Below are 24702 nucleotides of genomic sequence, written 5' to 3' on the forward strand. Positions count from 1 at the left end.
ACAAGGGGTGAAGGGGTGTAGGGGCGGTGGGTGGTCAGACCCGGATGACCTGCGGTCCGAGCAGGGAGTAGCGGTGGGCCTCGGCCGCGGGCAGCAGGGTGCTCGTCACGATCGTCTCCAGCGCGCCGACCTCGGCGAACCGGCAGAAGCTGACCGCTCCGAACTTGGTGTGCACCCCCGCGAAGACCGTGCGGCGGGCGGCCCGGATCGCCTGGGTCTTGACCTCGCTGACGGCCGGGTCGGGGGTGGTGAGGCCGTGCTCGCGGGAGATGCCGTTGGCGCCGATGTACGCGAGGTCGACCACGAAACCGGCCAGCATCTTCGTCGTCCAGTGGTCGACGGTGGCGAGGGTGCCGGAGCGGACCCGGCCGCCGAGCAGGAGGACGGACACGGTGTCGGTCCCGGCGAGGGCGCCGGCGACGGGGAGGGACGCGGTGACCACGGTCAGCGGCCGGTCCCGGGGGAGTGCCTCGGCGATGAGCTGGGGGGTGAAGCCCTCGTCGACGAAGACGGTCTCGGCGTCGCCGAGGAGTTCGGCGGCGGCGGTCGCGATGCGGCGTTTCTCGGGGACGTGGCTGGTGGCGCGGAAGGCGAGCGTCGTCTCGAAGCCGGCGCTCTCCACCGGGTAGGCGCCGCCATGGGTGCGGCGGAGCAGGCCGTGGTCCTCCAGGACACGCAGGTCCCGCCGTACGGTCTCCTTGGCCACGCCGAGTTCGGCGGCGAGGGCGGTGACATCGACCGAGCCGGCGCGCCGTGCGGCCAGCACGATCTCGCGCTGGCGTTCTTCCGCGGTTCTGGTCATGGCCGTCACCCGCCTTCCTGCTGTGCTGCCCGTTCGGGCCCTCGGTCGGGCCATGGGGGAAGTTCTACAGCGGGTGTTCCACGGCGACCAGGTCTGTTGCGGAAGTGTTCGTGCCCGTGTGTGCCCGTACGGTCCCGGACACGCGCCGCGTGCCGGAGGGGGCTCGTGGCCGTTCGCGGGTGCGTTGTGGCTGGTCGCGCAATTCCCCGCGCCCCTGAGGGAGCTGCCCGACCGTATCCGGGCCGTGCCCGGATGCCCGAGCGGGCGGGCCCGTTTCCTGCCCGCCCGCCCCTCTCGCGACGACTCTTTCCGGTCAGTACGGCCAGATCGGCGGGTCCGTCACGAAGTGGCCGCCGAGGTAGGCGTGCGCCTCGTTCTCCGGGTCCAGCTCGCCCTGCTCGGCGATGAGCTTCTCGGCCCACGGCTCGGAGTCGTCCTGCGGCTCGTAGCCGAGCGCCCGGGCGGTGGTGAGGTCCCACCACAGCCGGGTGTTGGCGGAGGAGCCGTGGACGACGGTGTGGCCGACGTGCTCGGCGGTCAGGGCCGCGTGGAAGAGGCGAGCACCGTCGGCGGGACTCATCCACACCGAGAGCATGCGCACGCTGGTCGGCTCGGGGAAGCAGGAGCCGATCCGCACCGAGACCGTCTCCAGGCCGTGCTTGTCCCAGTAGAGCTGCGCGAGGTCCTCGCCGAAGCACTTGGACAGGCCGTAGAAGGTGTCCGGGCGGCGGGGGGTGTCGACCGGGATCAGAGGGTCGTCGCCCTGGGGGCGCGGGGTGTAGCCGACGGCGTGGTTGGAGGAGGCGAAGACGATCCGGCCGACGCCCTCCTCGCGGGCGGCCTCGTAGAGGTGGTAGGTGCCCTCGATGTTCGCCTTGAGGATCTTCTCGAACGGGGCTTCCAGGGAGATGCCCGCGAGGTGGATGATCGCGTCGACGCCGCGGACCGCCTCGCGCACGGCGTCCTGGTCGGAGAGGTCGGCGGTGATCGCGTCCGGAGCGTCCTCGATCGGCCGCATGTCGAGCAGACGCAGCTCGTAGCCGTAGTCCGGGAGCAGGCCCCGCATCAGGGTGCCGAGGCCGCCGGCGGCGCCGGTGAGCAGGACGGTGCGGGGAGCGGGCATCCTCGGTCTCCTTGAATCTCCCGCCGTGCAGATCAGTGCACGGTACCCGTGCAGATGGGTGCACGGCATTCATATGCGTGGACACGCTAAGGATCTGGGGCGGAGCCCGTCAAGTATGCCGCGGAAAGAGCGAATCCGCTGGTGCGTGGCGGGTTCGCGCGCTTGACCGGCGTCGAGGGGGCGCTTTAGCGTGGGGTGGTTCAGAAATGTAGACGGCAATCATGAATATGGAACCGGGAGAGCTCGTGACGTCAGCCCCTCTCGCCGCTCGGCTCAACATCCCCAGCGGACCGCTGTTCTTCCCGGTCACCGCCTACGGCCCCGACGGCTCCGTGGACCTCGACACCTACCGCACGCACGTGCGCCGCGGCGTCGAGGCCGGAGCCGCCGCCGTGTTCGCCTGCTGCGGCACCGGCGAGTTCCACGCGCTCACGTCCGAGGAGTTCGAGGCCTGCGTACGGGCGGCCGTCGAGGCGGCTGAGGGGCGCGTGCCGGTCGTCGCGGGCGCCGGGTACGGCACCGCGCTCGCCGTGCGCTACGCCCGGCTCGCCGAATCGGCCGGGGCGGACGGGCTGCTCGCCATGCCGCCGTACCTCGTCGTCGCCGGGCAGGAGGGCCTGCTGCGGCACTATCGGGAGATCGCCGCCGCGACGCCCCTGCCGGTCATCGTCTACCAGCGGGACAACGCCGTCTTCACGCCGGAGACCGTCGTCGAACTGGCCCGTACCGACGGGATCATCGGCCTCAAGGACGGGCTCGGCGACCTCGACCTCATGCAGCGCGTCATCAGCGCCGTGCGCGGCGAGGTCCCCGGCGACTTCCTCTACTTCAACGGCCTGCCGACCGCCGAACAGACCCAGCTCGCCTACCGCGCCCTCGGCGTCACGCTCTACTCGTCCGCCGTGTTCTGCTTCGCACCGGAGATCGCCCTTGCCTTCCACCAGGCGCTCCGCGCCGGAGACGACAGCGTGGTGGAGAAGCTGCTGGACGGCTTCTACCGCCCCTTCGTCGAGCTGCGGGCCCAGGGCCGCGGCTACGCCGTCGCCCTCGTCAAGGCCGGCGTCCGGCTGCGCGGACTGGACGTGGGGGAGGTGCGGCCCCCGCTGCACGAGCCGACCGGGGATCATGTCAAGCAGCTCGCCGAAGTGATCGAGCGCGGCTACGCGCTGCTTGAGGAGGCCAAGTGAAGGCGTCGGCATTCGTCTACCCCTGGGACGTCAACGGGGACCCGGAGGCGCCCGCGCGGATCGCAGCGCTCGGAGTGGAGCAGGTGACGCTCGCCGCCGCCTACCACTCCACGCGCGCGCTCACGCCCCGCCATCCGCGCCACCGCATCGTCACCGCCGAGCACGCCGCCGTGCTCTACCCGGCGGGCGACCGCTGGGACGGGCGGGAGCTGCGCCCCTACCCGGCCGGTGACTGGGCCCCCGGGGACGCCTTCGGCCAGGCCGCCGCGGCGCTCACGGACGCAGGCCTCGAGGTGCACACCTGGGTCGTCCTCGCGCACAACTCCCGCCTGGGCGCCGAGCACCCGGACACCTCGGTCGTCAACGCCTACGGCGACCGCTACCCCTGGGCGCCCTGCATCGCGCAGCCCGCCACGCGCGCGTACCTGACCGACCTGGCGGCCGAGGCGGCCGTACGGCCCGGGGCGCGCGGCACCGAGCTGGAGTCCCTCGGCTGGTACGGCCTCCAGCATCTGCACGCCCACGACAAGACCGGCGGCGTCGGCCTCGGCGACGCCGGGCAGTACCTGATGGCGCTGTGCTTCTGCCCGTCCTGCCGGGAGGGTTACGGCCGGCACGGCCTGGACGCCGACGAGCTGGCCGCCGCCGTACGGACCGCGCTGGAGCCGGTGTGGCAGGGGGTGACGCCCTCCGACGGCGGCTGGACGGGCGTCGAGAAGCTCCTCGGCGAGACGCTCGCGAACACCACGCGCGCGTACCGGGACGAAACCGCCCGCACGCTCCAGGAAACGGCGGTCCGGGCCGTGCGCGATGCAGCACCCGACGGCTTCCAGGTGCTGCTGCACGCGGACCCGGTGTCCTACCACGTCGGTGCGAACCCGGGGGTCGACCCGGCGCACATCCTGTCCGTCGCGGACGGGGTGGTCGTGCCCTGCGCGGGCGGCACCGGCACGCTGACGCCGTTCGCCCGGCAGGGCAGGCAGGGCGCGGTCATCGCCGCCAACTTCACCGTGGTCTCCGGCATGGGCGGCAGCCCCGGCACCCTCGCCGCCGACGCGGCCGAGGCCCGGCGGCTCGGCGCCACGGAACTGCGGCTGTATCACGCCGGGTTGGCGTCCGACGGCGACCTGGACACCGTCCGCTCCGCTCTCGCCGGGCTCTGAGACAGCGGCACCGCCGTCACCAGCAGGGCCACGCCCAGGGCGACCAGCGTCAGCTGGTGGCTCGCCGGCTCGGTCAGGGCCCGTACCGGCGGCTCGGCGCAGGGCGACCAGCGTCATCCGGTGGCTCACCGGTTCGGACAGGGTCGCCCCGGCGGCTCGGCGCTACGGAACTGCGGCTGATCACGCCGGATCGGCGTCCGACGATGACCTGGAGATGGTCCGCTCAGTCCTCGCCGGGCACTGGAACAGAGGCACCGCCGTCACCAGCAGGGCCACGCCCAGGGCCACCAGTACCGGCCGGTGGCTCACCAGCTCGACCAGGGCCGCCCCGGCGGCCAGCCCGGCCACGTTCGGCGTGTACACGAGCGTGTGGGCGGTGGCGGTGACCCGGCCCAGCAGCGGGCCGGGTGTCTCGCGCTGCACGGACGTCAGCGTGGCGATCAGCACCGCGGGCAGCCCCGCGCCGATCGCCGCGCTGCACACCAGCGCCAGCGGGTCGGACGGCACCGCGCGCAGGGCCACCGCGAGAGCCAGCAGGGCGATGCCGTACGCCGCGAAGCGCCGCTCGCCCAGGCGGCGCAGGGCGGTGCCGGAGAGCAGGCCGACCGCGACCGACCCGGCGCCCTGTGCGGCGTACAGCACACCGGCGTACGCCGGGGAGCGCCCGAGGTCGTCGACGACGGCGTAGAGCATCGCGCCGTTCAGGCCGGCGCACAGCATGGTGGCGCCGCCCGCCAGCACCAGGGGGCGCAGCAGAGGGTGCGCCCATAGATGGCGGGCGCCCGCGGCGGTGCGCTCCCGGCGGCTGCCGGTGGGCGGCGCGGGCTTCTCCTCCCGCACCCGCAGCAGCGTGTACACGCCCGTGGCCAGGGCGAACGTCGCCGCGTCCAGGAGGACGACGCTCGCGCCGCCGTACGCCGCGTACAGGCCCGCACCCGCCGGCGGGGCCAGGAGTTTCATGCCCTCCATGGCCGTCATGCGCAGGCCGTTGAAGTCGCCGAGCAGGGCCGGGTCGACGGCGGTCGCGACCAGTGCCGACTCGGCCGCGTCGTGGACGACGCCCGCCGCGCCGTATACGAACAGCACGGCGTAGAGCAGCCAGAGATCACCCGGGGCGTCGACGGCCACGAGGGTGGGCAGGAGGGCGCCCAGGAGCAGGTTCACGCCGATCAGCAGGGGTTTGCGGCGGCCCCGGTCGGCGAGCGTGCCCAGCAGCGGTCCGGCCAGGGCCGGCAGCCACATGGCGAGCAGGCACAGGGCGGCCAAGCCGTCCGAGCCGGTGAGGTCCTTCACCCACACGCCGGACGCCAGCCACAGCGCCGAGGTGCCGAAGCCGGAGACCACCACGGCGGAGAGGCACAGCCCCGCGTCGCGGTCGCGCAGGACACGCACCACGGGCCAGGCCGTTCTGTTCGTCATGCCTGGTCATCGTGGTTCTAAGGCCCGCGAGCGGGGATCGGGCAAGTGTCGTGGAAAACGGGCGGCCGGGCGATGACTTCCGCGGTCGCCGTCGGTCTACCTCCCAGGAAACGAAACCAGGAGGAACAGCGGATGACCGACACCACCCCGACCCTCGACCTCGGCCCGCAGACGGCGGTCCTGGCCCGCCTGGCCGAAGGCGTCACCGACGAGCACCTGGCCGCCCCGACGCCCTGTCCTCAGTACGCGGTGCGCCACCTGCTGGGCCACCTGGTCGGGCTGACCGTCGCCTTCCGCGACGCCGGCCGCAAGGACCTGGGCGCCACGACCGACACCAGCCCCGACTCTGCACTCCCGGACCTCGGGCCCGGCTGGCGCGAGGCGCTGCCCAAGGTCCTCGCCGAACTGGCCGAGGCCTGGCGCGACCCGGCCGCGTGGACCGGCATGACCCGGGCCGGGGGCGTCGACCTGCCCGGCGAGATCGCGGGGCTCGTCGCCACCGACGAGCTGGTGATCCACGGCTGGGACCTGGCCCGCGCGACCGGCCAGGCGTACACCCCCGACCCGGCCGCGCTCCAGGTCTGCCACGACTTCCTCGCCGCGTCGGTCGACGACCCCAGCCGGGGCGAGATCTTCGGCCCCGTCGTCCCCGTCCGGCCGGACGCGCCCCTGCTGGACCGGGCGGTGGGGCTGAGCGGGCGGGATCCGGGGTGGACGCCCAGGTCGTAGAGGGGTGGAAACCCAGGTCGTAGAACGGTGGAAATCCAGGCCCTAGAAGGCTGGAAGCCCAGGCCGTAGAAAGCGATTGCTACTTCTTGCGTCAGAAGCATTGACGAAACAACCGCGCCCTCCTACCGTCATCGCGTCGTACTTCGTACGTCATATATGAGACGCGATACGCGAGATCCGATACGCGATCCCCACCGGGGACGCGAGATCCGAGAGGCGCGCATGACCTCTGTGCCCACGCCGATCCCCTCCCGCACGCAGTACGTGCTGGAAGGGATCAAACACCGCATCCTCACCGGGCAGTTGACGCCCGGCCAGGCGCTGGTCGAGACCGAGCTCGCCGCGCAGTTCGGGGTGTCGAAGACCCCGGTGCGCGAGGCGCTCAAGACCCTCGCCGGGACCGGACTGGTCGTGATGAACCAGTACAAGGGCGTCACGGTGCGCATGGTGGACGCGGACATGGCGCGCGAGGTCTACGACGTCCGGCTGCTGCTGGAGCCCGAGGCGCTGAAGCGGGCCGTGCACCGCGGGGCTTCCCTGGAGGCCGCCCGCTCCGCGCTGACCCGGGCCGACGCCGCCACCGACACCGCCGAACGCTCCCTGGCCAACCGGGAGTTCCACCGCGCCCTGTACCTGCCGTGCGGCAACCCGCTGCTCGGTCGGATGCTCGACGAGGTCCGCGACCAGGCCGCCCTCGTCTCCGCCGTCGCGTGGGCCGCTTCCCCCTCCTGGGAGCGGGAGGCCGGCGAGCACCGCGAGATCCTCCGCCTCGCCCTCGACGGCGACGCCGACGGCGCGGCCCGCGCCCTGCACTCCCACATCGCGTCCTTCGTGCAGCGTGCTTTCCCCCAGGCGGAACTGGAACAGGAAGGTCAGGAATGAGCAGCGTGGCGTTCGAGATCCAGCGGGCGGCCCTGGCCGACGTGGTGGCGATCCCGGTGACGCCGTTCGCCGAGGACGGCTCCGTCGAGCAGGACACCTACCGGGCCCTGCTGCGCCGCCTGCTCGACGGCGGCATCACCACCCTCACCCCGAACGGCAACACCGGCGAGTTCTACGCCCTCACCCCCGAGGAGCGCCGGCTCGTCACGGAGCTGACGATCGACGAGGCCGGGGAGCGGGCCGTCATCCTGGTCGGTGTCGGGCACGACGTCCCGACCGCCGTCGCCTCCGCCCGGCACGCCCGTGATCTCGGCGCCCAGATGGTGATGGTCCACCAGCCCGTCCACCCGTACGTCTCCCAGGCCGGCTGGGTCGACTACCACCGGGCCATCGCGCAGGCCGTGCCGGAGCTGGGCGTCGTCCCGTACATCCGCAACGCGCAGCTCCCCGGTGCCCGGCTCGCCGAACTCGCCGACGCCTGCCCGAACGTCATCGGCGTGAAGTACGCCGTCCCGGACGCCGCCAGGTTCGCGGCCTTCGCCCGCGACGCCGGGCTGGAACGGTTCGTGTGGGTGGCCGGCCTCGCCGAGCCCTACGCGCCCTCCTACTTCTCCGCGGGCGCCACCGGCTTCACCTCCGGGCTGGTGAACGTCGCCCCGGCCGTCTCCCTGAACATGATCGAGGCGCTGCGCTCCGGCGACTACCCGGCCGCCATGAAGGTCTGGGAGGAGATCCGCCGCTTCGAGGAGCTGCGTGCCGACAGCGGTTCCGCCAACAACGTCACCGTCGTCAAGGAGGCCCTCGCCTCCCTCGGCCTGTGCCGCCGCGAGGTGCGCCCGCCGAGCAGGCAACTGCCCGAGGACGAGCGGGCCGAGGTCGCCGCCATCGCCGCGGGGTGGTCGATATGACCGGCCGGCTGTCCTCCGAGGACCTCAGAAGCCACCAGTGGTACGGCGCCGAGGGGCAGTTGCGCACCTGGTCGCACAACGCCCGTATGCGGCAGCTCGGTTATGAGGCGGAGGAGTACCTGGGCCGCCCGGTGATCGCCGTCCTGAACACCTGGTCCGACATCAACCCCTGCCATGTTCATCTGCGCGAGCGCGCCGAGGCGGTCAAGCGGGGTGTGTGGCAGGCCGGCGGTTTCCCGCTGGAGTTCCCGGTCGCCACGCTCTCCGAGACGTACCAGAAGCCGACCCCGATGCTCTACCGCAACCTGCTCGCGATGGAGACGGAGGAGCTGCTGCGGTCGTACCCGGTCGACGCGGCGGTGCTGCTCGGCGGCTGCGACAAGTCGACGCCCGCGCTGCTCATGGGCGCGGCCTCGGCCGACGTACCGGCCCTCTTCGTGCCCGCGGGGCCGATGCTGCCGGGCCACTGGCGCGGTGAGACCCTCGGGTCCGGCACCGACATGTGGAAGTACTGGGACGAGCATCGCGCGGGCAATCTGACCGACTGCGAACTGCGCGAGCTCCAGGGCGGGTTGGCGCGTTCACCCGGCCACTGCATGACCATGGGGACCGCGTCGACGATGACCGCGGCGGCGGAGGCCCTCGGTATGACGCTGCCGGGCGCCTCCTCGATCCCGGCCGTCGACTCCGGGCACGAGCGGATGGCCGCCGCCTCCGGGCGCCGTGCCGTGGAGCTCGCCTGGACCGCGCTCAAGCCGTCCCGGATCCTCACCCGCGAGGCCTTCGAGGACGCCGTCACCACGGTGCTCGGGCTCGGCGGCTCCACCAACGCCGTCATCCACCTGATCGCGATGGCGGGACGCTGCCGGGTCGAGCTCACCCTCGACGACTTCGACCGCATCGCCCGCACCGTACCGGTGCTCGCCAACGTCCGGCCCGGCGGACAGACGTACCTCATGGAGGACTTCTACTTCGCCGGTGGTCTGCCCGCCTTCCTCTCGCGGATCACCGATCTGCTGCACCTGGAGCGGCCCACCGTCAACGGCACCCTGGGAGAGCAGATCGAGGGCGCCGTCGTCCACAACGACGACGTCATCCGCACCCGGGACAACCCGGTCGCCGCCGAGGGCGGGGTCGCCGTGCTGCGCGGAAACCTCTGCCCGAACGGCGCCGTCATCAAGCACGTCTCCGCCGAGCAGCACCTGCTCAAGCACACCGGGCCCGCCGTCGTCTTCGACGACTACAAGACGATGCAGCGCACCATCAACGACCCGTCGCTCGGCATCACCCCCGACCACGTACTCGTGCTCCGCAACGCCGGTCCCAAGGGCGGCCCGGGCATGCCCGAGTACGGGATGCTGCCCCTGCCCGACTACCTGCTCAAGCAGGGCGTGCGGGACATGGTCCGCATCTCCGACGCCCGGATGAGCGGCACGAGTTACGGCGCCTGCGTGCTGCACGTCGCGCCCGAGTCGTACGTGGGCGGACCGCTCGCCCTCGTCCGCACCGGCGACTCCATCACCCTCGACGTCGAGGCGCGCACCCTCCATCTCCACGTGGACGACGAGGAGCTGGAGCGGCGCCGGGCGGACTGGACGCCGCCGCCCACCCGGTACGAGCGCGGCTACGGCGCGCTCTACAACGAGCAGATCACGCAGGCCGACACCGGCTGCGACTTCGAGTTCCTGGCCCGCACGGGCAAGGTGCAGGACCCGTACGCGGGCTGAGCCGCCGCACCACCCCGGCACCACCTTTTGCTCCTCAGCACGACCCCGCACAGCGAGAAAGCGCTTCCTGCGCACGCACGACGTACCACGACGTACTGAGAACGGAGAACAGTCATGGCCCAAGCCGCAGCCGTGGCGAAACCGCCCGCGCCACCCCGGCGGCGCCGTGCCTCCGCCACCCCGCGCAAGCTCCCGTACCTGCTGATCGCACCGGCCGCCCTGCTGATGCTGGGCTTCATCGCCTACCCGGTCATCAGCGTCTTCTACTACAGCCTGCAGAACTACAACCCCACCAAGCCCTGGCGGAACGGATACGCGGGCTTCGACAACTTCGTCCACGCCTTCACGAAGGACCCGGTCTTCTGGGACACCCTGGTCTTCAGCGCCAAGTGGGTCTTCGTCGAGGTCGGCCTCCAGCTGCTGTTCGGTCTCGCGCTGGCCCTCATCGTCAACCAGACCTTCGTGGGCCGGGGCCTGGGACGCGCGATGGTCTTCTCCCCGTGGGCCGTCTCCGGCGTGCTCACCTCAGCGATCTGGGTGCTGCTCTACAACTCCCAGACGGGCATCACCCGTTACCTCGCGGACATGGGCATCGGCTCCTACGGGACCAGCTGGCTGTCGGACACCTCCACGGTGTTCCCGGCGGCGGTCGTCGCCGACCTGTGGCGCGGGGTGCCGTTCTTCGCGATCCTCATCCTCGCCGATCTCCAGTCCGTCTCGAAGGACCTCTACGAGGCCGCCGAGGTCGACGGGGCCAGCCGCCTCAAGCAGTTCTGGCACATCACGCTGCCTCATCTGAAGGACGCCATCATCCTGTCCACGCTGCTGCGTGCGGTCTGGGAGTTCAACAACGTCGACCTGCTCTACACGCTGACCGGCGGCGGTCCGGCGGGGGAGACCACGACCCTCCCGCTCTACATCGCCAACACCTCGGTCGACGCCCACAACTTCGGCTACGCGTCCGCCCTGACCACGGTCGCGTTCGTGATCCTGCTCTTCTGCTCGATGGTCTATCTGCGGCTGAGCAAGTTCGGAGGCGAGAGCAAGTGAGCGTCAAGGAAGCCACCAAGGCGGCGCCCGCTCCGGTGTCCACGGCCCCCGAACCACCGCGTCCCGCCACGGGGAAGCGCGCCTGGGACGAGGTGCCCCGCTGGCAGATCTACCTGCCCCTGGGGATCTACCTGGTCTTCACCCTCATCCCCTTCTACTGGATCCTGCTGTTCGCCCTGCGTCCGGCCGGCTCGACCTCGCTGGTGCCCTGGCCGATGACCTTCGACCACTTCGAGAAGGTCTGGACGGAGCGCAGTTTCGGCACCTACTTCGCCAACAGCGTGCTCGTCGGCGTCGCCACCCTGGTCATGACGACCCTCGTCGCCCTGGCCGGCGGCTACGCCCTCGCCCGGTTCGACTTCAAGATCAAGCGGGCGTTCATGCTGGGCCTGCTGTGCTCCCAGTTCGTACCGGGCGCGCTGCTGCTGGTCCCGCTGTTCGAGATCTTCGCCGAACTCCAGATGATCAACAGCCTCGGCAGCGTCATCCTCGCCGAGACGGTCTTCCAGCTGCCGCTGTCGATGATCCTGATCAGCAACTTCATCAAGAACGTGCCGTACTCCCTGGAGGAGGCGGCCTGGGTGGACGGCTGCAACCGCATGACGGCCTTCCGGATCGTCGTGCTGCCGCTGCTGCGACCGGGCCTGATCGCCGTCGGCTCCTTCGCCTTCGTGCACTCCTGGAACCACTTCCTGTTCGCCCTGATGTTCCTCAACAACCAGGACAAGCAGACCATCCCGGTCGGCCTGAACACCCTGATGAGCGCGGACAGCGTGGACCTGGGCGCCCTCGCCGCGGGCGGCATCATCGCGGCCGTGCCGGTCGTGCTCGTGTTCGCCTTCATCCAGAAGTGGCTGATCACCGGGTTCAGCGCGGGGGCGGTGAAGGGATGAGACTGCGCCAACTCGCCGTAGCGGCAGGGCTGGTGGGCGTGCTCTGCGTCCCCGCCCACGCGGAGGACCGCGCCCGTGCCGACGACCGTGACATCAGCCGCGACACCCTGCCCGCGAACGACGGCTGGGCCTCCGCCGGTGAAGGCACCACCGGAGGCGCGGCCGCCGACGCCGACCACGTCCACACCGTCACGGACCGCGCGGAACTCGTCCGCGCCCTGGACGGCGCCAGCGACACCCCGAAGATCATCAGGATCGCCGGGACCATCGACGCCAACACCGACGACGACGGCGACCGTCTCGACTGCTCCGACTACGCCACCGGCGGCTACAGCCTCAAGAAGTACCTCGCCGCCTACGACCCCCGCACCTGGGGCACCGCCAAGCCCAGCGGCCCGCAGGAGGAGGCCCGCCAGGCCTCCGCCGCCCGGCAGGCCGAGCGGGTCGTGCTGCCCGTCGGCTCCAACACCACGATCATCGGGCTCGGCGACTCGGCCGTGCTGAAGGGCGCGAGCCTCCAGGTGCGGAACGCGGACAACGTGATCATCCGTAACCTCGACATCCGCGACGCCTACGACTGCTTCCCCGTCTGGCAGCCCAACACCGGCGGCCTCGGCGACTGGAAGACGGCGTACGACACGATCTGGCTGGCCGGCGCTACCCATGTATGGGTCGACCACGTGACGTTGAGCGACAAGGGCCACCCGGACGCCAAGGAGCCCACCCACTTCGCCCGCAACTACCTGCGCCACGACGGACTGCTGGACATCACCAACGGCTCCGACCTGGTGACCGTCTCCTGGAGCCGGTTCGCCGGCCACGACAAGGCGATGCTCATCGGCAACGGCGACACCGCCACCGGCGACCGCGGAAAGCTCCGGGTCACCCTCCACCACAACCAGTTCGAGTCGGTCGTCCAGCGCGCCCCGCGCGTCCGCTTCGGCCAGGTGCACCTCTACAACAACCGCTACGAGATCACCGGCGACGACTACCGCTACTCCCTCGGCGTCTCCACCGAGTCGAGGATCTACGCCCAGAACAACGCCTTCCACGCCCCCGGCCATGTCGAGGTCGCCGACCTGGTCAAGAGCTGGAACGGCAGCGCCCTGCACCAGAGCGGCACGCTCTTCAACGGCTTTCCGGTCGACCTGCTCATGATCTACAACGCCTACAACTCGGGCAGCGAGCGCGACCTGACGGGCGACGTCGGCTGGACGCCCGCCCTGCACGGGCGGATCGACATCGCCGCCGAGGCCGACCGGGCGGTGGCCCGCGGCGCGGGTGCGGGGAGGATCCCATGACCGGTCGCATGATCGACTCCATGAACACACCTCTGCCCGTCGTCCTCGCCGGCGCCCGGGGCCACGGCCGCTGGCACGTCCAGAACATCCGCCGCCTCCAGCAGCAGGGCCTCGTCCGGCTGGCCGGCGTCTGCGAACTGACGCCGCTGACCGAGGCGGAGCTCGACGGCCTCGGCACGCCCGAGCAGTCCGCCGACTTCGGCGCCCTGCTGGACTCCACCGGCGCCCGCATCGCCGTGATCTGCACACCGATCCCGACCCACACCGACCTGGCGCTCACAGCGGCCGAGCGGGGCGTGCACCTCCTGCTGGAGAAGCCGCCCGCCCCCTCGTACGCCGAGTTCCGCCGCATGGCCGACGGGGTCGCGGCGGCCGGGGTCGTCTGCCAGATCGGCTTCCAGTCGCTGGGCTCGCACGCCCTGCCCGCCATCCGCGAGTTGATCGCCGAAGGGGCGATCGGGCAGCTGGCCGGGATCGGCGGGGCCGGTGCCTGGGTGCGGAACGAGCACTACTTCCGCCGGGCGCCCTGGGCGGGCAAGCGGCGGATGAACGGCGTCGACGTGATCGACGGGGCGCTGACCAACCCGCTCGCCCACGCCGTCGCCACCGCACTCGCCCTCGGCGGCAGCACCCGCGCCGAGCACGTCACCGGCATTGAGACCGAACTGCTGCGCGCCAACGCCATCGAGTCCGACGACACCTCCTGCGTCCGGATCACCACCGCCCAGGGCCACCCGGTCACCGTCGCCGCGACCCTGTGCGCCGAGCGGGCGGACGAACCGTACGTCCTGGTGCACGGCGGCACCGGCCGCATCACCTTCTGGTACAAGCAGGACCGCGTGCTGCTCCAGCGCGCGGGGCACGGCCCGGAGGAGTTCGAGCACGGCCGCACCGACCTGCTGGAGAACCTCGTCGCACACCTCACCACCGGCGCCGACCTGCTGGTCCCGCCGGAGGAGACCGGCGCCTTCATGAAGGTCGTGGAGGCCATCCGCACGGCCTCCGACCCGGTGCCGCTGCCGGACACCGCCTGGCACCGGATCCCCGGCGAGAACCGCCGGGTGGTGCCCGGCATCGACGGGCTCGTCGCGGCCGCCGCCGACACCCTCTCCCTCTACTCCGAGCTCGGTGCCCCCTGGGCGCTGAACGCGGAGCACCTGTCGAAAGAGGTGAGCACCAGATGACCAGCAGCAACGACACCGCGGTGCTGCGTGTCGCGGGGCAGCCGGTCGGCCGGTACGTCACCCGGCCCGAGCTGCCCGCCCGACTCTCCCCGCGCCCCTATCTGCACCCCGTCACCACCCTGGCCGGCACGGCGGTCACCGAGCTGTCCCCCGCCGACCACGCCCACCACCTCGGCGTCGGTGTCGCCGTTCCCGACGTCGAGGGGTTCAACTTCTGGGGCGGGCGCACCTACGTCCGCGACCAGGGCCCGACCGAGCTGGACAACCACGGCTCCCAGCGGCACGTCGCCTTCCAGCTGCGCGACCCGGACGGCTTCGTGGAGGAGCTGCGCTGGGTCGCCGCGGGCGGTGAGCTGCTGCGCGAGCGCCGCACGGTCGCGGCCACCGAACTCACCGACCAGGCCTGGGCCCTGGACCTCACCTTCTCCCTCACCAACGTCACCAAGGAGCCGCTGTCGATCGGCAGCCCCGCGACCAACGGGCGGCCGGGCGCGGCCTACGGCGGTTTCTTCTGGCGGGCCCGCAAGGAGTCCGCCGCGCCGGAGGTCTTCTCGGCCGGGGCCGAGGGCGAGGGGCAGGTCCACGGCCGGCCTGCCGACTGGCTCGCCTTGCGGGGCGGCACCTGGACGCTGGTCTTCGCCGGCGCCACCGAACAGACCCGCCGCGACCCGTGGTTCGTGCGCACCGAGGAGTACCCGGGCGTCGGCTCCTCGCTGGCGTACGACGAGCGGCTGTCCATCCCGCCGGGCGAGACCGTCGTCCGCCGGGTGGTCACCGTCGTCGCCGACGGCCGTCTCGACCGGGACGCCGCCGCGGCCCTCGTCCGCAAGGCGGTGAGCCCGTGACCACCGAGACCTACCGCAACCCGGTCCTCGACGCCGACTGGTCCGACCCGGACGTCGTCCGCGTCGGCGACGACTTCTATCTGACGGCCTCCAGCTTCGGCCGCGTCCCCGGACTGCCGTTACTGCACTCCCGCGACCTGGTGAACTGGACCCTGGTCGGCCACGCGCTTGACCGTCTGGAACCGGCGGAGGAGTTCGAGAAACCCCGCCACGACTGCGGCGTCTGGGCCCCGTCCCTCAGGTACCACGACGAACGCTTCTGGATCTTCTGGGGCGACCCCGACCAGGGCATCTTCCAGGTCAACGCCCCCGAGATCAGAGGCCCCTGGACCCGTCCGCACCTGCTGAAGGCCGGCAAGGGCCTGATCGATCCCTGCCCCCTGTGGGACGACGACACCGGCGAGGCCTATCTGGTCCACGCCTGGGCCAAGTCCCGCTCGGGCGTCAAGAACCGCCTCACCGGGCACCGGATGCGCCCCGACGGCACCGAAGTCCTCGACGAGGGCAAGGTGATCGTCGACGGCGACCGCATACCCGGCTGGTTCACCCTCGAAGGTCCCAAGCTGTACCGGCACGACGGCTGGTTCTGGATCTTCGCCCCCGCCGGGGGAGTGGAGACCGGCTGGCAGGGCGCCTTCCGCTCGCGCGGTTTCTTCGGGCCGTACGAGGAGCGGATCGTCCTGGAGCAGAAGGACACCGACGTCAACGGGCCGCACCAGGGCGGCTGGGTGCGCACCGCGTCCGGCGAGGACTGGTTCCTGCACTTCCAGCAGCGCGGCGCCTACGGCCGGGTCGTGCACCTCCAGCCGATGCGCTGGGGTGCGGACGGCTGGCCGGTGCTCGGTGACGACGGCGCCCCCGTCGCCGTGCACAGGAAGCCGGACCTGCCGCCGCAGCCGCCCGCCGCGCCCGCCACCGACGACGACTTCCCCGGCGGACGGTACGGCCGCCAGTGGCAGTGGACCGCCAACCCGGGCGACGGCTGGGCCACCCAGCACTCCGGGGACGGGCTCCGGCTGACCTGCGTCCGCTCGGCCGACGCGCACGACCTGCGCAAGCTGCCGAACGTGCTCACCCAGCGGCTGCCCGGCACACCCTGCACGGTCGAGGTCGAACTGCGGCTCGACAGCGACGAGCCCGGGGCCCGGGCCGGTCTCGCGGTCCTCGGGGACGCGTTCGGCTGGATCGGGCTCCAGCGGGGCGCGGACGGGACCGCGCACCTCGTGCACCGGTTCGCCGAGGCGGCCGCGGAGGCCGAACGCGACGCCGCGCACCCGCGGCTCGCGCCGGAAGGCCGGGCCCGGCTGCGGATAGAGATCGGCGCGGGAGCCCGCTGCCGCTTCTCGGCCGACGTCGGCGACGGCTTCCGGCCGTCGGGCCCGGTCTTCGCCGCCACCCCGTGGCGCTGGGTCGGCGCCCTGCTCGGCCTCGTCGCCCTCGCGCCCGCCGGTCAGGGACACGCCGGCGCGGCCACCTTCACCCAGTTCCGGATCAGCGCCTCGTAAAGCACCTGAAGCCGTAAGCCTGTTGGGAGCCGCAATGACGCACCTCCGTAGCAAGCGCTTGTCGAGACCGGGGCACGGCAAGGTCGTGGCCGCCGTGCTCGGCCTCGTCGCCGCGCTGAGCCTCGGGACACTCGGGGACGCACAGGCAGCCCCGCAGTCCCGGAAGACCGGGCCCGCCGCCGACCGCTGGACGGACCGGCCGCACGGCTTCGCCTCCCTCGCCGGCGGCACCACCGGCGGGGCGGGCGGCAAGGTCGTCACCGTCACCGACCAGGCCGCGCTCGCCAAGTACGCGGCGGCCGAGGAGCCGTACGTCATCCGCGTCAGGGGCTCCCTGGACATGGACCCCTTCGGCACGGAGATACCCGTCGCCTCCGACAAGACCATCATCGGCGTGAGCGACACCGCCGAGATCGTGCACGGCGGCTTCACCCTCGACCCCGGCACGCACAACGTCGTGATCCGCAACCTCACGATCCGCGACACTGCCATCGACGGCAACTGGGACTGCAAGGACACCGACTACGACGGCATCCGCCTCGACACCGCCCACCACGTGTGGATCGACCACATCCGCTTCTCGCGGATCTGCGACGGCCAGCTCGACATCCGCAAGGACAGCGAGTACGTCACCGTCTCCTACAACCAGTTCACGAACAACAACAAGACCTTCGGCATCGGCTGGACCCCGAACGTCAAGACACAGATCACCGTCGACCACAACTGGTTCCGCGCCACCAAGCAGCGCAACCCGTCCGCCGACAACGTCGCCTACGCCCACCTCTACAACAACTACCTGTCCTCGCAGCTGTCCGACGGCGACCCCGTGTGGACGTACGGCAACTGGTCGCGCGGCCGGACGAAGATGGTCATCGAGAACAGCTTCTACGACGGCGTCCAGCACCCCTACCAGGCCGACGCCACAGCCGAACTGGTGCAGCGCGGGTCGATCCTGCGCGACACCACGGGCCGGCACGACGCGTGGGGCACGGCGTTCGACCCGCGCGCGTTCTACGCCTACCGGCTCGACCCGGCCGCCGCCGTGCCCGCGCTGGTGAAGCGGTTCTCCGGGCCGCAGAAGCGGATCGGCGGGCCTGTCACTCTGCACGTCCCGGGCGACTACCCGACCGTGCAGGCCGCCGTGAACGCCGTGCCGGAGGGCAACGACACTCCGCTCACGATCGCCGTCGCGCCGGGCACGTACCGCGAGAAGGTGTTCATCCCGGCGAGCAAGCCGAACCTCGTGCTGCGGGGTACTGGACAGGACCGCTCCGACACCGTCATCGTCTTCGACACGCCCGCCGAGTACGGGGGTTCGACGGGGAGCGCCACCGTCCGGATCGCCGCGAACGACGTCACCGCACGCAACCTCACCTTCAGCAACGACTTCGACGAGGCCGCGCACGAGCTGAAGGGCGAGCAGGCGCTGGCGATGAAGACGACCGGCGACCGGATCGTCTTCGAGGACACCGCCTTCCTGGGCAACCAGGACACGCTGATGACCGACAGCCCCAAGCTGACCACCCTCAGCCGGGTCTACGTCCGCGACTCCTACATCGAGGGCGACGTCGACTTCATCTACGGCCGGGCCACCACGGTGATCGAACGGTCGGTGATCCGGGCGTTGAGCCGGGGCTCGGACACGAACAACGGCTACATCACGGCGGCATCGACCTGGAAGGGCAACCCGTACGGGTTCCTGATCACCCGGTCGAAGATCGTCAGCGACGCCCCCGCCGGGAGCTTCCACCTGGGCCGCCCCTGGCACCCGGGCGGCGAGCCGGACGCGATCGCGCAGGTGCTGATCCGGGACACCGCGCTGCCGGCCGCGATCAAGTCCTCGCCGTGGACCGACATGGGCGGGTTCTCGTGGAAGGAGGCGCGGTTCGCCGAGTACCGCAACCACGGCCCGGGCGCGACGGTCACCGCCGACCGTCCGCAGTTGAGCGACCAGGAGGCGCGGCTCCACACCGTGGCCGCCTACCTCAAGGGCACGGACGACTGGGCACCCCACGCCCGCCACTGACCCCCCACACCTTCAAGTTCCGCTGGATCCAGAAGAAGAGAGCCGACCAATGAAGATCAGCAATCGCAGAAGCAGGCGCGCCGCCACGGCCGTCGCCCTGGGGGCCGTACTCGCGCTGACCGTCACCGCCTGCGGCGACGACGGCAGCGGGGCGGGCGGCGACAAGGGCGCCGACGGCAGCGGCAAGGGCAAGATCGTCTTCTGGGACAACAACGGTGGTGTCCGCACCGAGATCTGGAAGGAGGTCATCGCCGACTTCGAGAAGGCCAACCCGGACATCAAGGTCGAGTACGTCGGGATCGCCTCCACCGAGTACCAGTCCAAGGTCGACACCGCCCTCCAGGGCGGCGGTCTGCCGGACGTCGGCGGTGTCGGCGCGGCGATGCTCGCGGGGTTCGCCGCGCAGGGCGCGCTGGAGCCGCTGGACGAGCGGCTGGAGAAGTCCTCGCTCAACGGCAAGCTCAACAAGGACATGGTCGAGTCGCTGAAGGCAGCCGGCGGTGGCGACGACAAGCTGTACTCGATCCCGACCTCCGCCAACAACGGTGTGCTGTACTACCGCACCGACTTGTTCAAGAAGGCGGGGCTGGAGGAGCCGACGACCTGGGAGCGGTTCTTCACGGCCGCCGACAAGCTCACGAACAAGGGCAAGAACGAGTTCGGCTACACCATCCGTGGTGGCGCGGGTTCCATCGCCCAGGCGCTCGACGCGATGTACGGGCAGTCCGGGATCACCTCGTTCTGGGACTCCAGCGGTGAGAAGACCACCGTCAACGACCCCAAGAACGTGGCGGCACTGGAGAAGTACGCGGCGCTGTACAAAAAGGTCACCCCCGCGGCCGACCTCAACAACGACTTCACCAAGATGGTCGCGCAGTGGGACTCCGGCACGATCGGGATGCTGAACCACAACCTCGGGTCGTACCAGGATCATGTGAAGGCGCTCGGGGTCGACAAGTTCCGCGGTATTCCGCAGCCGACCGGGCCCGGCGGGAAGCGGGTCCAGGTCTCCAACCCGGTCGACGGCCTCGGGCTGTTCAAGAGCTCCAAGAACAAGGCCGCCGCCTGGAAGTTCATCGAGTTCGCCACGTCCAAGGCGGAGAACTCGAAGTTCAACGAGGCGGCGGGGCAGGTGCCGGCGAACACGGACGCGGCGAAGGATGCGTGGATTTCGAAGGCCGAGCCGACGAAGCTGGCCGCTGACGCGTTGTCGGACGGGTCGACGACGATTGTGCAGCTGCCGTACTACCTGCCGGACTGGAACACGATTTCCAAGGCCGACAATGAGCCGAACTTCCAGAAAGTGCTGCTCGGGAAGATGAGTGCGAAGGAATTTCTGGACACGTTGGCTGAGCAGCTGAACACCGCGCAGGAGGAGTGGAACCAGCAGAAGGGTTAGTTGCTGGTTTCTGGGTTTCGCCGTGGGACGGCCTGTGGTGTGCAGGGTGTGGGCCGTCCCGTGGCTTGTCGCGCAGTTCCCCGCGCCCCTAAGGAGTTTCTCGCATGTCTCTTAGTCGAAGACAAGTCGCCGTTGCCGCTGTCGCCTCGGTGCCCCTCGCGCTCTCTGTAACCGGTACGGCACAAGCTGCCGGTAGCCGAAATCGCACCCTCTACATCGCCGGTGACTCCACCGCAGCCCAGAAGTATGCGAACGCCGCGCCCGAGACTGGCTGGGGTATGGCGCTTCCGTTCTTTCTCGGCAAGAACCGGCCGGTCGCCAACCACGCCGTGAACGGGCGGAGTTCCAAGAGCTTCGTCGACGAAGGACGGCTGGAGGTGATTCTGTCCGCGATCCAGCCCGGCGATTTCCTTCTCATCCAGTTCGGTCACAATGACGAGAAGACCGAGGACCCGACTCGGTACACCGAGCCCTGGACGACGTACCAGGATCATCTGCGGATGTACGTCGAGGGGGCCCGGGCCCGTGGTGCGCGGCCCGTGTTGGCCACCTCCGTCGAGCGGCGGAGGTTCGACGCCGGCGGGAAGGCCATGACGACGCACGGTGAGTACCCGGCGGCCATGCGGGCGCTGGCCGCCGAGGAGCGGGTCGCGCTGCTCGACGTGCAGGCGCTGTCGCTCGCCCTGTGGCAGGAGCTCGGGGTCGAGGAGACGAAGAAGTACTTCAATTGGACCGCCACCGAGCAGGACAACACGCACTTCAATCCGCCGGGCGCGATCGCCGTGGCCCGCCTCGTGGCGAGGGAGCTGCTCCGCACCTGGGTGCTCGGGCCGCGCGATGTGCGCCGGCTGGACGAGCCGATTCCCGAGTCGTGGATCACCTGGCCGCAGGCCGCCGTGTAACACACCCCAGGCAGAAGGAGAGAGAGCCGCACCATGAACGTTCGGAAGTGTCATGATCATGCCAGAACGGGCGCAGTGAAGGTCGCCGCGGTGGTCGGGTGTGCCGCGCTCGTGCTGTCCGTCAGCGGTACCGCCGCGCAGGCCGGGCCCCGGGACGTGGCCCGCCAGACGCTCGGGGCCGACGACGGGTGGGGCGCGTACGGCACCGGTACCACGGGCGGTGCCGCCGCCGATGCCGCGCACGTCTACACCGTCACCACCTGGGAGCAGTTCCGGGCCGCCCTGAAGGACGGCGGGACCGCGCCCAGGATCATCAAGGTGAAGGGGATGATCGACGCCGTCTCCCAGGGCTGCGAGGCGTTCGAGGCCGAGGGGTACGACTTCCAGAAGTACCTCGCCGCCTACGACCCCGCCGTCTGGGGGCACGGCAAGCCGGTCAGCGGTGAGCAGGAGGACCTGCGGGCCGCCTCCGCCGCCCAGCAGGACAAGACCATCAAGGCGATCGTCCCCGCCAACACCACCATCATCGGCGTGGGCAAGAACTCCGGGATCCTCGGCGGCAGCCTCCAGATCAAGGGCGTCGACAACGTCATCGTCCGGAACCTGACCATCGAGGCTCCGGTCGACTGCTTCCCGCAGTGGGACCCGGCCGACGACAACAAGACCGGCGCCTGGAACAGCGAGTACGACGGGGTGGTCGTCTACGGCTCCACGCATGTGTGGGTCGACCACAACACGCTGACCGACGGCCGCCACCCCGACAGCGCCCTGCCGTCCTACTTCGGCAAGACCTACCAGCAGCACGACGGGCTCCTCGACGTCGTGCGCGGCTCGAACCACGTCACCGTGTCCTGGAACTCCTTCAAGGACCACGACAAGACCATGCTGATCGGCAACAGCGACAGCGCCACCGCCGACGACACGGGCAAACTCAAGGTCACGCTGCACCACAACCGCTTCGAGGGCATCGTCGAGCGGGCGCCGCGGGTGCGGTTCGGGCAGGTCGACTCGTACAACAACCACTTCGTGGTCACCAAGGGCCAGAAGTGGGGCTACGTCTACGGCATCGGCAAGGAGTCCCGGCTCGTCGCCGAGCACAACGCGTTCACGCTGGCACAGGGCATCAGCCCGGCGAAGATCCTCAAGAAGTGGAACGAGGCGCCGGTCACCGCGAACGCCAACGTCGTCAACGGCAAGGCCGTCGACCTGATCGCCGTGCACAACGCGGAGATCCCCGGGGAGACGCTCCAGTCGGGCGCCGGCTGGACGCCGACGCTGCGGGCCGGCGTCGATCCGGCGAAGGCGGTCCCGGGCATCGTCGACGCCCGCGCGGGCGCAGGCCGCGTGTGCTGACCTACCCGACCTGAACGGCACGTGAATCGGCCGGGGCGGACCGCATCGCACCCCCGCCCCGGCCTTTTCCCCACTCGTGAGAACCCCGCACCAGCCGCACCGCGAAGGAGCAGCCGTATGCTCTCGCAGCCCCATGTCTCCCTCTCCCGCCGGACGTTCCTCGCCGCGAGCGCCGCAGCGGGTGCCGTCGTCGGTCTCGCCGCCGTCCCCGCGCGGGCCGCCGGCGCCCGGCCGCGCCCGTTCGGCCGGTACGGCTCACCGGCCGCGCGCCGCGATCCGAAGACCCTGTACGTCCACCCGGGCGGCGCCGGTGACTTCACCACCGTCCGGGACGCCGTGGCCGCCGCGACCGGCAGCGGATACACCCTCGTCATCGCCCCGGGCGTCTACCGGCAGACCGTCGCCGTCGACCCCGGCCGTACCGGGATGACCTGGATCGGGGCGAGCGAGAACCCCCGTGACGTCGTCATCGTGTACGACAACGCGGCCGGGACGCCCAAGCCCGGCGGCGGCACCTACGGCACCACCGGCTCCGCCACCGCCACTGTGCAGGCCGACGGCTTCACAGCCCGCTGGATCACCTTCGCCAACGACTGGCTGCGCGCCGACCACCCCGGCATCACCGGCACCCAGGCCGTCGCCCTCAAGGTCCAGGGCGACCGGTCCGCCTTCCACCACTGCCGGTTCCTCGGCCACCAGGACACCCTGTACGCCGACTCGATGGCGCTGGGCACCTTCGCCCGCCAGTACTTCGCCCACTGCTACGCCGAGGGCGACGTCGACTTCGTCTTCGGGCGGGCGACTGCCGTCTTCGAGCAGTGCCGCTTCCGGACCCTGAACCGGACCGACCTGTCGGCGGCCCCGTACGGCTTCGTCTTCGCCCCGTCGACGGCCGCCGCCATCCCGCTCGGGTACCTGGTGACCAGGAGCCGCGTCGACAGCGAGGCTCCCGACGGCTACTACAAGCTCGCCCGCCCCTGGGTGCCCAGCTCCGACACCACCGCCCGTCCCATGCTCACCGTCCGGGACACCTGGCTCGGCCCGGGCATCGACGCGGTCGCGCCCTACACCAACATGTCGGATTCCTTTCCGTGGCAGGCCCAGCGCTTCGCCGAGTACCGCAACACCGGACCGGGCGCGGACATCTCCGTCCCCGCCAACCGGCCCCAGCTCACCTCCCGGCAGGCCCGCTCGGCGACCCGCACCGCCTGGCTCGGCGACTGGGAGCCGTGGAAGGAGGAGTGCTGAGTGCACCGGCGCACCCTGCTCACCGGATTCGCCGGCGGCCTCGTCGCCACCGGCGCCGCACCCGCCTTCGCCGCACCCGCCCGTCGCCGTGTCCTGCGCGTCCGCCCCGGCGAGTCCGTGCAGGCCGCCGTGGACGCCGTGGAAGGCCCGGGCTGGACCGTCGTCGTGCACCCGGGGACGTACCGCGAGGTCGTCAGCGTCCCGGCGGGGAAGGCCGGCCTGACCCTCAGGGGCGCCACCCGGGACCCGCGGGACGTCGTCATCGTCTACGACAACGCCAACGGCACCCCGAGGCCCGACGGCTCGGGCACGTACGGCACGGCCGGCTCCGCCACCTTCACCTCGGCGGCCCCCGGGCTGACCGTCCGCGACCTGACCCTGGCCAACGACTGGCTGCGCGCCGACCACCCCGACATCACCGGCACCCAGGCGGTCGCGGCGTACACGTACGGCGACCGCACCCGCTTCGAGAACGTCCGGCTCCTGGCCCACCAGGACACCCTCTTCGTCGACACCACCGCGCTCGGCACCTTCGACCGGCAGTACTTCCGGCACTGCTACGTCGAGGGCGACGTCGACTTCGTCTTCGGGCGGGCGACCGCCGTGTTCGAGCAGTGCCACTTCCGCACGCTGGCACGTGACGTGGACTTCGCCCCCAAGGGCATGGTCTTCGCGCCCTCCACGGCCCGGGCGAACCCGTACGGGATCCTCGCCGTGCGCTGCCGCATCACCTCCGGCGCCGAGGACGGGGCGTACAAGCTGGCCCGGCCCTGGGTGCCGTCGTACGAGACCACGGCTTGGCCGTCGCTGGTGGTGCGGGAGACCCGGATCGGGCCGGGCATCGACGCGGTGGCCCCGTACACCAACATGCGCGAGGCCTATCCCTGGCAGTCGATGCGGTTCGCCGAGTACCGCAACACCGGGCCGGGCGCCACCGTCTCCGTGCCGGAGAACCGGCCCCAACTCGGCCGGGCGCAAGCCGCGCTGCACACCAAGGAGACGTACCTCGGCGACTGGCGGCCCCATGCGTAGGGCGGCTGTTCTCCTCCTCGGTCT

The 24702-nt window shown here is 71.1% G+C and carries 21 protein-coding genes; 18 read left to right on the forward strand and 3 right to left on the reverse strand.

What is annotated here, in order from left to right; translation table 11 throughout:
- Nucleotides 1–34: 34 nt before the first annotated feature.
- On the reverse strand, nucleotides 35–802 hold the full coding sequence (locus ACIBL4_RS16025; protein ID WP_399410330.1) for a DeoR/GlpR family DNA-binding transcription regulator: 768 nt from the start codon (nucleotides 800–802) through the stop codon (nucleotides 35–37).
- Between the two features lie 313 nt (nucleotides 803–1115).
- Entirely contained in the window at nucleotides 1116–1925 is an 810-nt protein-coding gene (locus ACIBL4_RS16030) for an NAD-dependent epimerase/dehydratase family protein (protein WP_399410332.1), read from the reverse strand.
- 245 nt (nucleotides 1926–2170) lie between these two features.
- On the opposite strand from ACIBL4_RS16030, the gene ACIBL4_RS16035 reads away from it, so the two are divergent.
- Nucleotides 2171–3112, forward strand: a complete 942-nt coding sequence (locus tag ACIBL4_RS16035; protein ID WP_399410334.1) for a 5-dehydro-4-deoxyglucarate dehydratase — start codon at nucleotides 2171–2173, stop codon at nucleotides 3110–3112.
- Nucleotides 3109–4275 carry a hypothetical protein gene (locus ACIBL4_RS16040; protein ID WP_399410336.1) on the forward strand — a complete coding sequence of 389 codons (1167 nt, stop codon included), beginning with the start codon at nucleotides 3109–3111 and terminating at the stop codon, nucleotides 4273–4275. Before ACIBL4_RS16035 ends, ACIBL4_RS16040 begins: the two co-directional genes overlap by 4 nt.
- 180 nt (nucleotides 4276–4455) lie before the next feature.
- Here ACIBL4_RS16040 and ACIBL4_RS16045 read toward each other — a convergent pair whose 3' ends face one another.
- Nucleotides 4456–5694 (reverse strand): MFS transporter, encoded by a 1239-nt coding sequence (locus ACIBL4_RS16045; RefSeq protein WP_399410338.1) that lies wholly within the window; start codon nucleotides 5692–5694, stop codon nucleotides 4456–4458.
- A gap of 132 nt (nucleotides 5695–5826) precedes the next feature.
- On the opposite strand from ACIBL4_RS16045, the gene ACIBL4_RS16050 reads away from it, so the two are divergent.
- The 16 genes from ACIBL4_RS16050 to ACIBL4_RS16125 all read left to right on the forward strand — a co-directional run bounded on the left by ACIBL4_RS16050 (nucleotide 5827) and on the right by ACIBL4_RS16125 (nucleotide 24678).
- On the forward strand, nucleotides 5827–6423 hold the full coding sequence (locus tag ACIBL4_RS16050) for a TIGR03086 family metal-binding protein (RefSeq protein ID WP_399410340.1): 597 nt from the start codon (nucleotides 5827–5829) through the stop codon (nucleotides 6421–6423).
- A gap of 222 nt (nucleotides 6424–6645) precedes the next feature.
- A complete protein-coding gene (locus tag ACIBL4_RS16055; RefSeq protein WP_279546672.1) occupies nucleotides 6646–7305 on the forward strand; it encodes a GntR family transcriptional regulator in 660 nt (219 codons plus the stop codon).
- The gene (locus ACIBL4_RS16060) at nucleotides 7302–8213 is read left to right on the forward strand and encodes a dihydrodipicolinate synthase family protein (protein ID WP_399410342.1); all 912 of its coding nucleotides are present in this window, start codon (nucleotides 7302–7304) and stop codon (nucleotides 8211–8213) included. The genes ACIBL4_RS16055 and ACIBL4_RS16060 overlap by 4 nt, the downstream gene beginning before the upstream one ends.
- Nucleotides 8210–9940: an L-arabinonate dehydratase gene (araD, locus tag ACIBL4_RS16065; protein ID WP_399410344.1), complete on the forward strand. Its 1731-nt coding sequence runs from the start codon at nucleotides 8210–8212 to the stop codon at nucleotides 9938–9940. The genes ACIBL4_RS16060 and araD overlap by 4 nt, the downstream gene beginning before the upstream one ends.
- A gap of 114 nt (nucleotides 9941–10054) precedes the next feature.
- A complete protein-coding gene (locus ACIBL4_RS16070; protein WP_399410346.1) occupies nucleotides 10055–10990 on the forward strand; it encodes a carbohydrate ABC transporter permease in 936 nt (311 codons plus the stop codon).
- Entirely contained in the window at nucleotides 10987–11883 is an 897-nt protein-coding gene (locus tag ACIBL4_RS16075; protein WP_399410348.1) for a carbohydrate ABC transporter permease, read from the forward strand. Before ACIBL4_RS16070 ends, ACIBL4_RS16075 begins: the two co-directional genes overlap by 4 nt.
- Nucleotides 11880–13184 (forward strand): polysaccharide lyase family 1 protein, encoded by a 1305-nt coding sequence (locus tag ACIBL4_RS16080; protein WP_399410350.1) that lies wholly within the window; start codon nucleotides 11880–11882, stop codon nucleotides 13182–13184. The genes ACIBL4_RS16075 and ACIBL4_RS16080 overlap by 4 nt, the downstream gene beginning before the upstream one ends.
- Complete coding sequence (locus ACIBL4_RS16085; protein WP_399410352.1) at nucleotides 13181–14368, forward strand: Gfo/Idh/MocA family protein; 1188 nt, start codon at nucleotides 13181–13183, stop codon at nucleotides 14366–14368. Before ACIBL4_RS16080 ends, ACIBL4_RS16085 begins: the two co-directional genes overlap by 4 nt.
- Entirely contained in the window at nucleotides 14365–15213 is an 849-nt protein-coding gene (locus ACIBL4_RS16090) for a PmoA family protein (RefSeq protein WP_399410354.1), read from the forward strand. Before ACIBL4_RS16085 ends, ACIBL4_RS16090 begins: the two co-directional genes overlap by 4 nt.
- Complete coding sequence (locus ACIBL4_RS16095; protein WP_399410356.1) at nucleotides 15210–16718, forward strand: family 43 glycosylhydrolase; 1509 nt, start codon at nucleotides 15210–15212, stop codon at nucleotides 16716–16718. Before ACIBL4_RS16090 ends, ACIBL4_RS16095 begins: the two co-directional genes overlap by 4 nt.
- A gap of 34 nt (nucleotides 16719–16752) precedes the next feature.
- Complete coding sequence (locus tag ACIBL4_RS16100; RefSeq protein WP_399410358.1) at nucleotides 16753–18744, forward strand: pectinesterase family protein; 1992 nt, start codon at nucleotides 16753–16755, stop codon at nucleotides 18742–18744.
- A 49-nt stretch (nucleotides 18745–18793) separates the two neighbouring features.
- On the forward strand, nucleotides 18794–20143 hold the full coding sequence (locus ACIBL4_RS16105) for an ABC transporter substrate-binding protein (protein ID WP_399410360.1): 1350 nt from the start codon (nucleotides 18794–18796) through the stop codon (nucleotides 20141–20143).
- A gap of 104 nt (nucleotides 20144–20247) precedes the next feature.
- Complete coding sequence (locus ACIBL4_RS16110; protein WP_399410362.1) at nucleotides 20248–21045, forward strand: rhamnogalacturonan acetylesterase; 798 nt, start codon at nucleotides 20248–20250, stop codon at nucleotides 21043–21045.
- 33 nt (nucleotides 21046–21078) lie between these two features.
- The gene (locus ACIBL4_RS16115) at nucleotides 21079–22398 is read left to right on the forward strand and encodes a polysaccharide lyase family 1 protein (RefSeq protein ID WP_399410364.1); all 1320 of its coding nucleotides are present in this window, start codon (nucleotides 21079–21081) and stop codon (nucleotides 22396–22398) included.
- Between the two features lie 117 nt (nucleotides 22399–22515).
- The gene (locus ACIBL4_RS16120; RefSeq protein WP_399410366.1) at nucleotides 22516–23646 is read left to right on the forward strand and encodes a pectinesterase family protein; all 1131 of its coding nucleotides are present in this window, start codon (nucleotides 22516–22518) and stop codon (nucleotides 23644–23646) included.
- A complete protein-coding gene (locus ACIBL4_RS16125; RefSeq protein WP_399410368.1) occupies nucleotides 23647–24678 on the forward strand; it encodes a pectinesterase family protein in 1032 nt (343 codons plus the stop codon).
- The last annotated feature ends 24 nt before the right edge of the window (nucleotides 24679–24702 follow it).

It is taken from the genome of Streptomyces sp. NPDC050416, from assembly GCF_044458845.1.
Lineage (GTDB): Bacteria > Actinomycetota > Actinomycetes > Streptomycetales > Streptomycetaceae > Streptomyces.

Coding starts and splice junctions, on each gene's coding strand:
- ACIBL4_RS16025 (WP_399410330.1), bottom strand. CDS start 802: ATGACCAGAACCGCGGAAGAACGCCAGCGCGAGATCGTGCTGGCCGCA.
- ACIBL4_RS16030 (WP_399410332.1), bottom strand. CDS start 1,925: ATGCCCGCTCCCCGCACCGTCCTGCTCACCGGCGCCGCCGGCGGCCTC.
- ACIBL4_RS16045 (WP_399410338.1), bottom strand. CDS start 5,694: ATGACGAACAGAACGGCCTGGCCCGTGGTGCGTGTCCTGCGCGACCGC.
- ACIBL4_RS16050 (WP_399410340.1), top strand. CDS start 5,827: ATGACCGACACCACCCCGACCCTCGACCTCGGCCCGCAGACGGCGGTC.
- ACIBL4_RS16055 (WP_279546672.1), top strand. CDS start 6,646: ATGACCTCTGTGCCCACGCCGATCCCCTCCCGCACGCAGTACGTGCTG.
- ACIBL4_RS16060 (WP_399410342.1), top strand. CDS start 7,302: ATGAGCAGCGTGGCGTTCGAGATCCAGCGGGCGGCCCTGGCCGACGTG.
- araD (WP_399410344.1), top strand. CDS start 8,210: ATGACCGGCCGGCTGTCCTCCGAGGACCTCAGAAGCCACCAGTGGTAC.
- ACIBL4_RS16070 (WP_399410346.1), top strand. CDS start 10,055: ATGGCCCAAGCCGCAGCCGTGGCGAAACCGCCCGCGCCACCCCGGCGG.
- ACIBL4_RS16080 (WP_399410350.1), top strand. CDS start 11,880: ATGAGACTGCGCCAACTCGCCGTAGCGGCAGGGCTGGTGGGCGTGCTC.
- ACIBL4_RS16085 (WP_399410352.1), top strand. CDS start 13,181: ATGACCGGTCGCATGATCGACTCCATGAACACACCTCTGCCCGTCGTC.
- ACIBL4_RS16090 (WP_399410354.1), top strand. CDS start 14,365: ATGACCAGCAGCAACGACACCGCGGTGCTGCGTGTCGCGGGGCAGCCG.
- ACIBL4_RS16100 (WP_399410358.1), top strand. CDS start 16,753: ATGACGCACCTCCGTAGCAAGCGCTTGTCGAGACCGGGGCACGGCAAG.
- ACIBL4_RS16105 (WP_399410360.1), top strand. CDS start 18,794: ATGAAGATCAGCAATCGCAGAAGCAGGCGCGCCGCCACGGCCGTCGCC.
- ACIBL4_RS16110 (WP_399410362.1), top strand. CDS start 20,248: ATGTCTCTTAGTCGAAGACAAGTCGCCGTTGCCGCTGTCGCCTCGGTG.
- ACIBL4_RS16115 (WP_399410364.1), top strand. CDS start 21,079: ATGAACGTTCGGAAGTGTCATGATCATGCCAGAACGGGCGCAGTGAAG.
- ACIBL4_RS16120 (WP_399410366.1), top strand. CDS start 22,516: ATGCTCTCGCAGCCCCATGTCTCCCTCTCCCGCCGGACGTTCCTCGCC.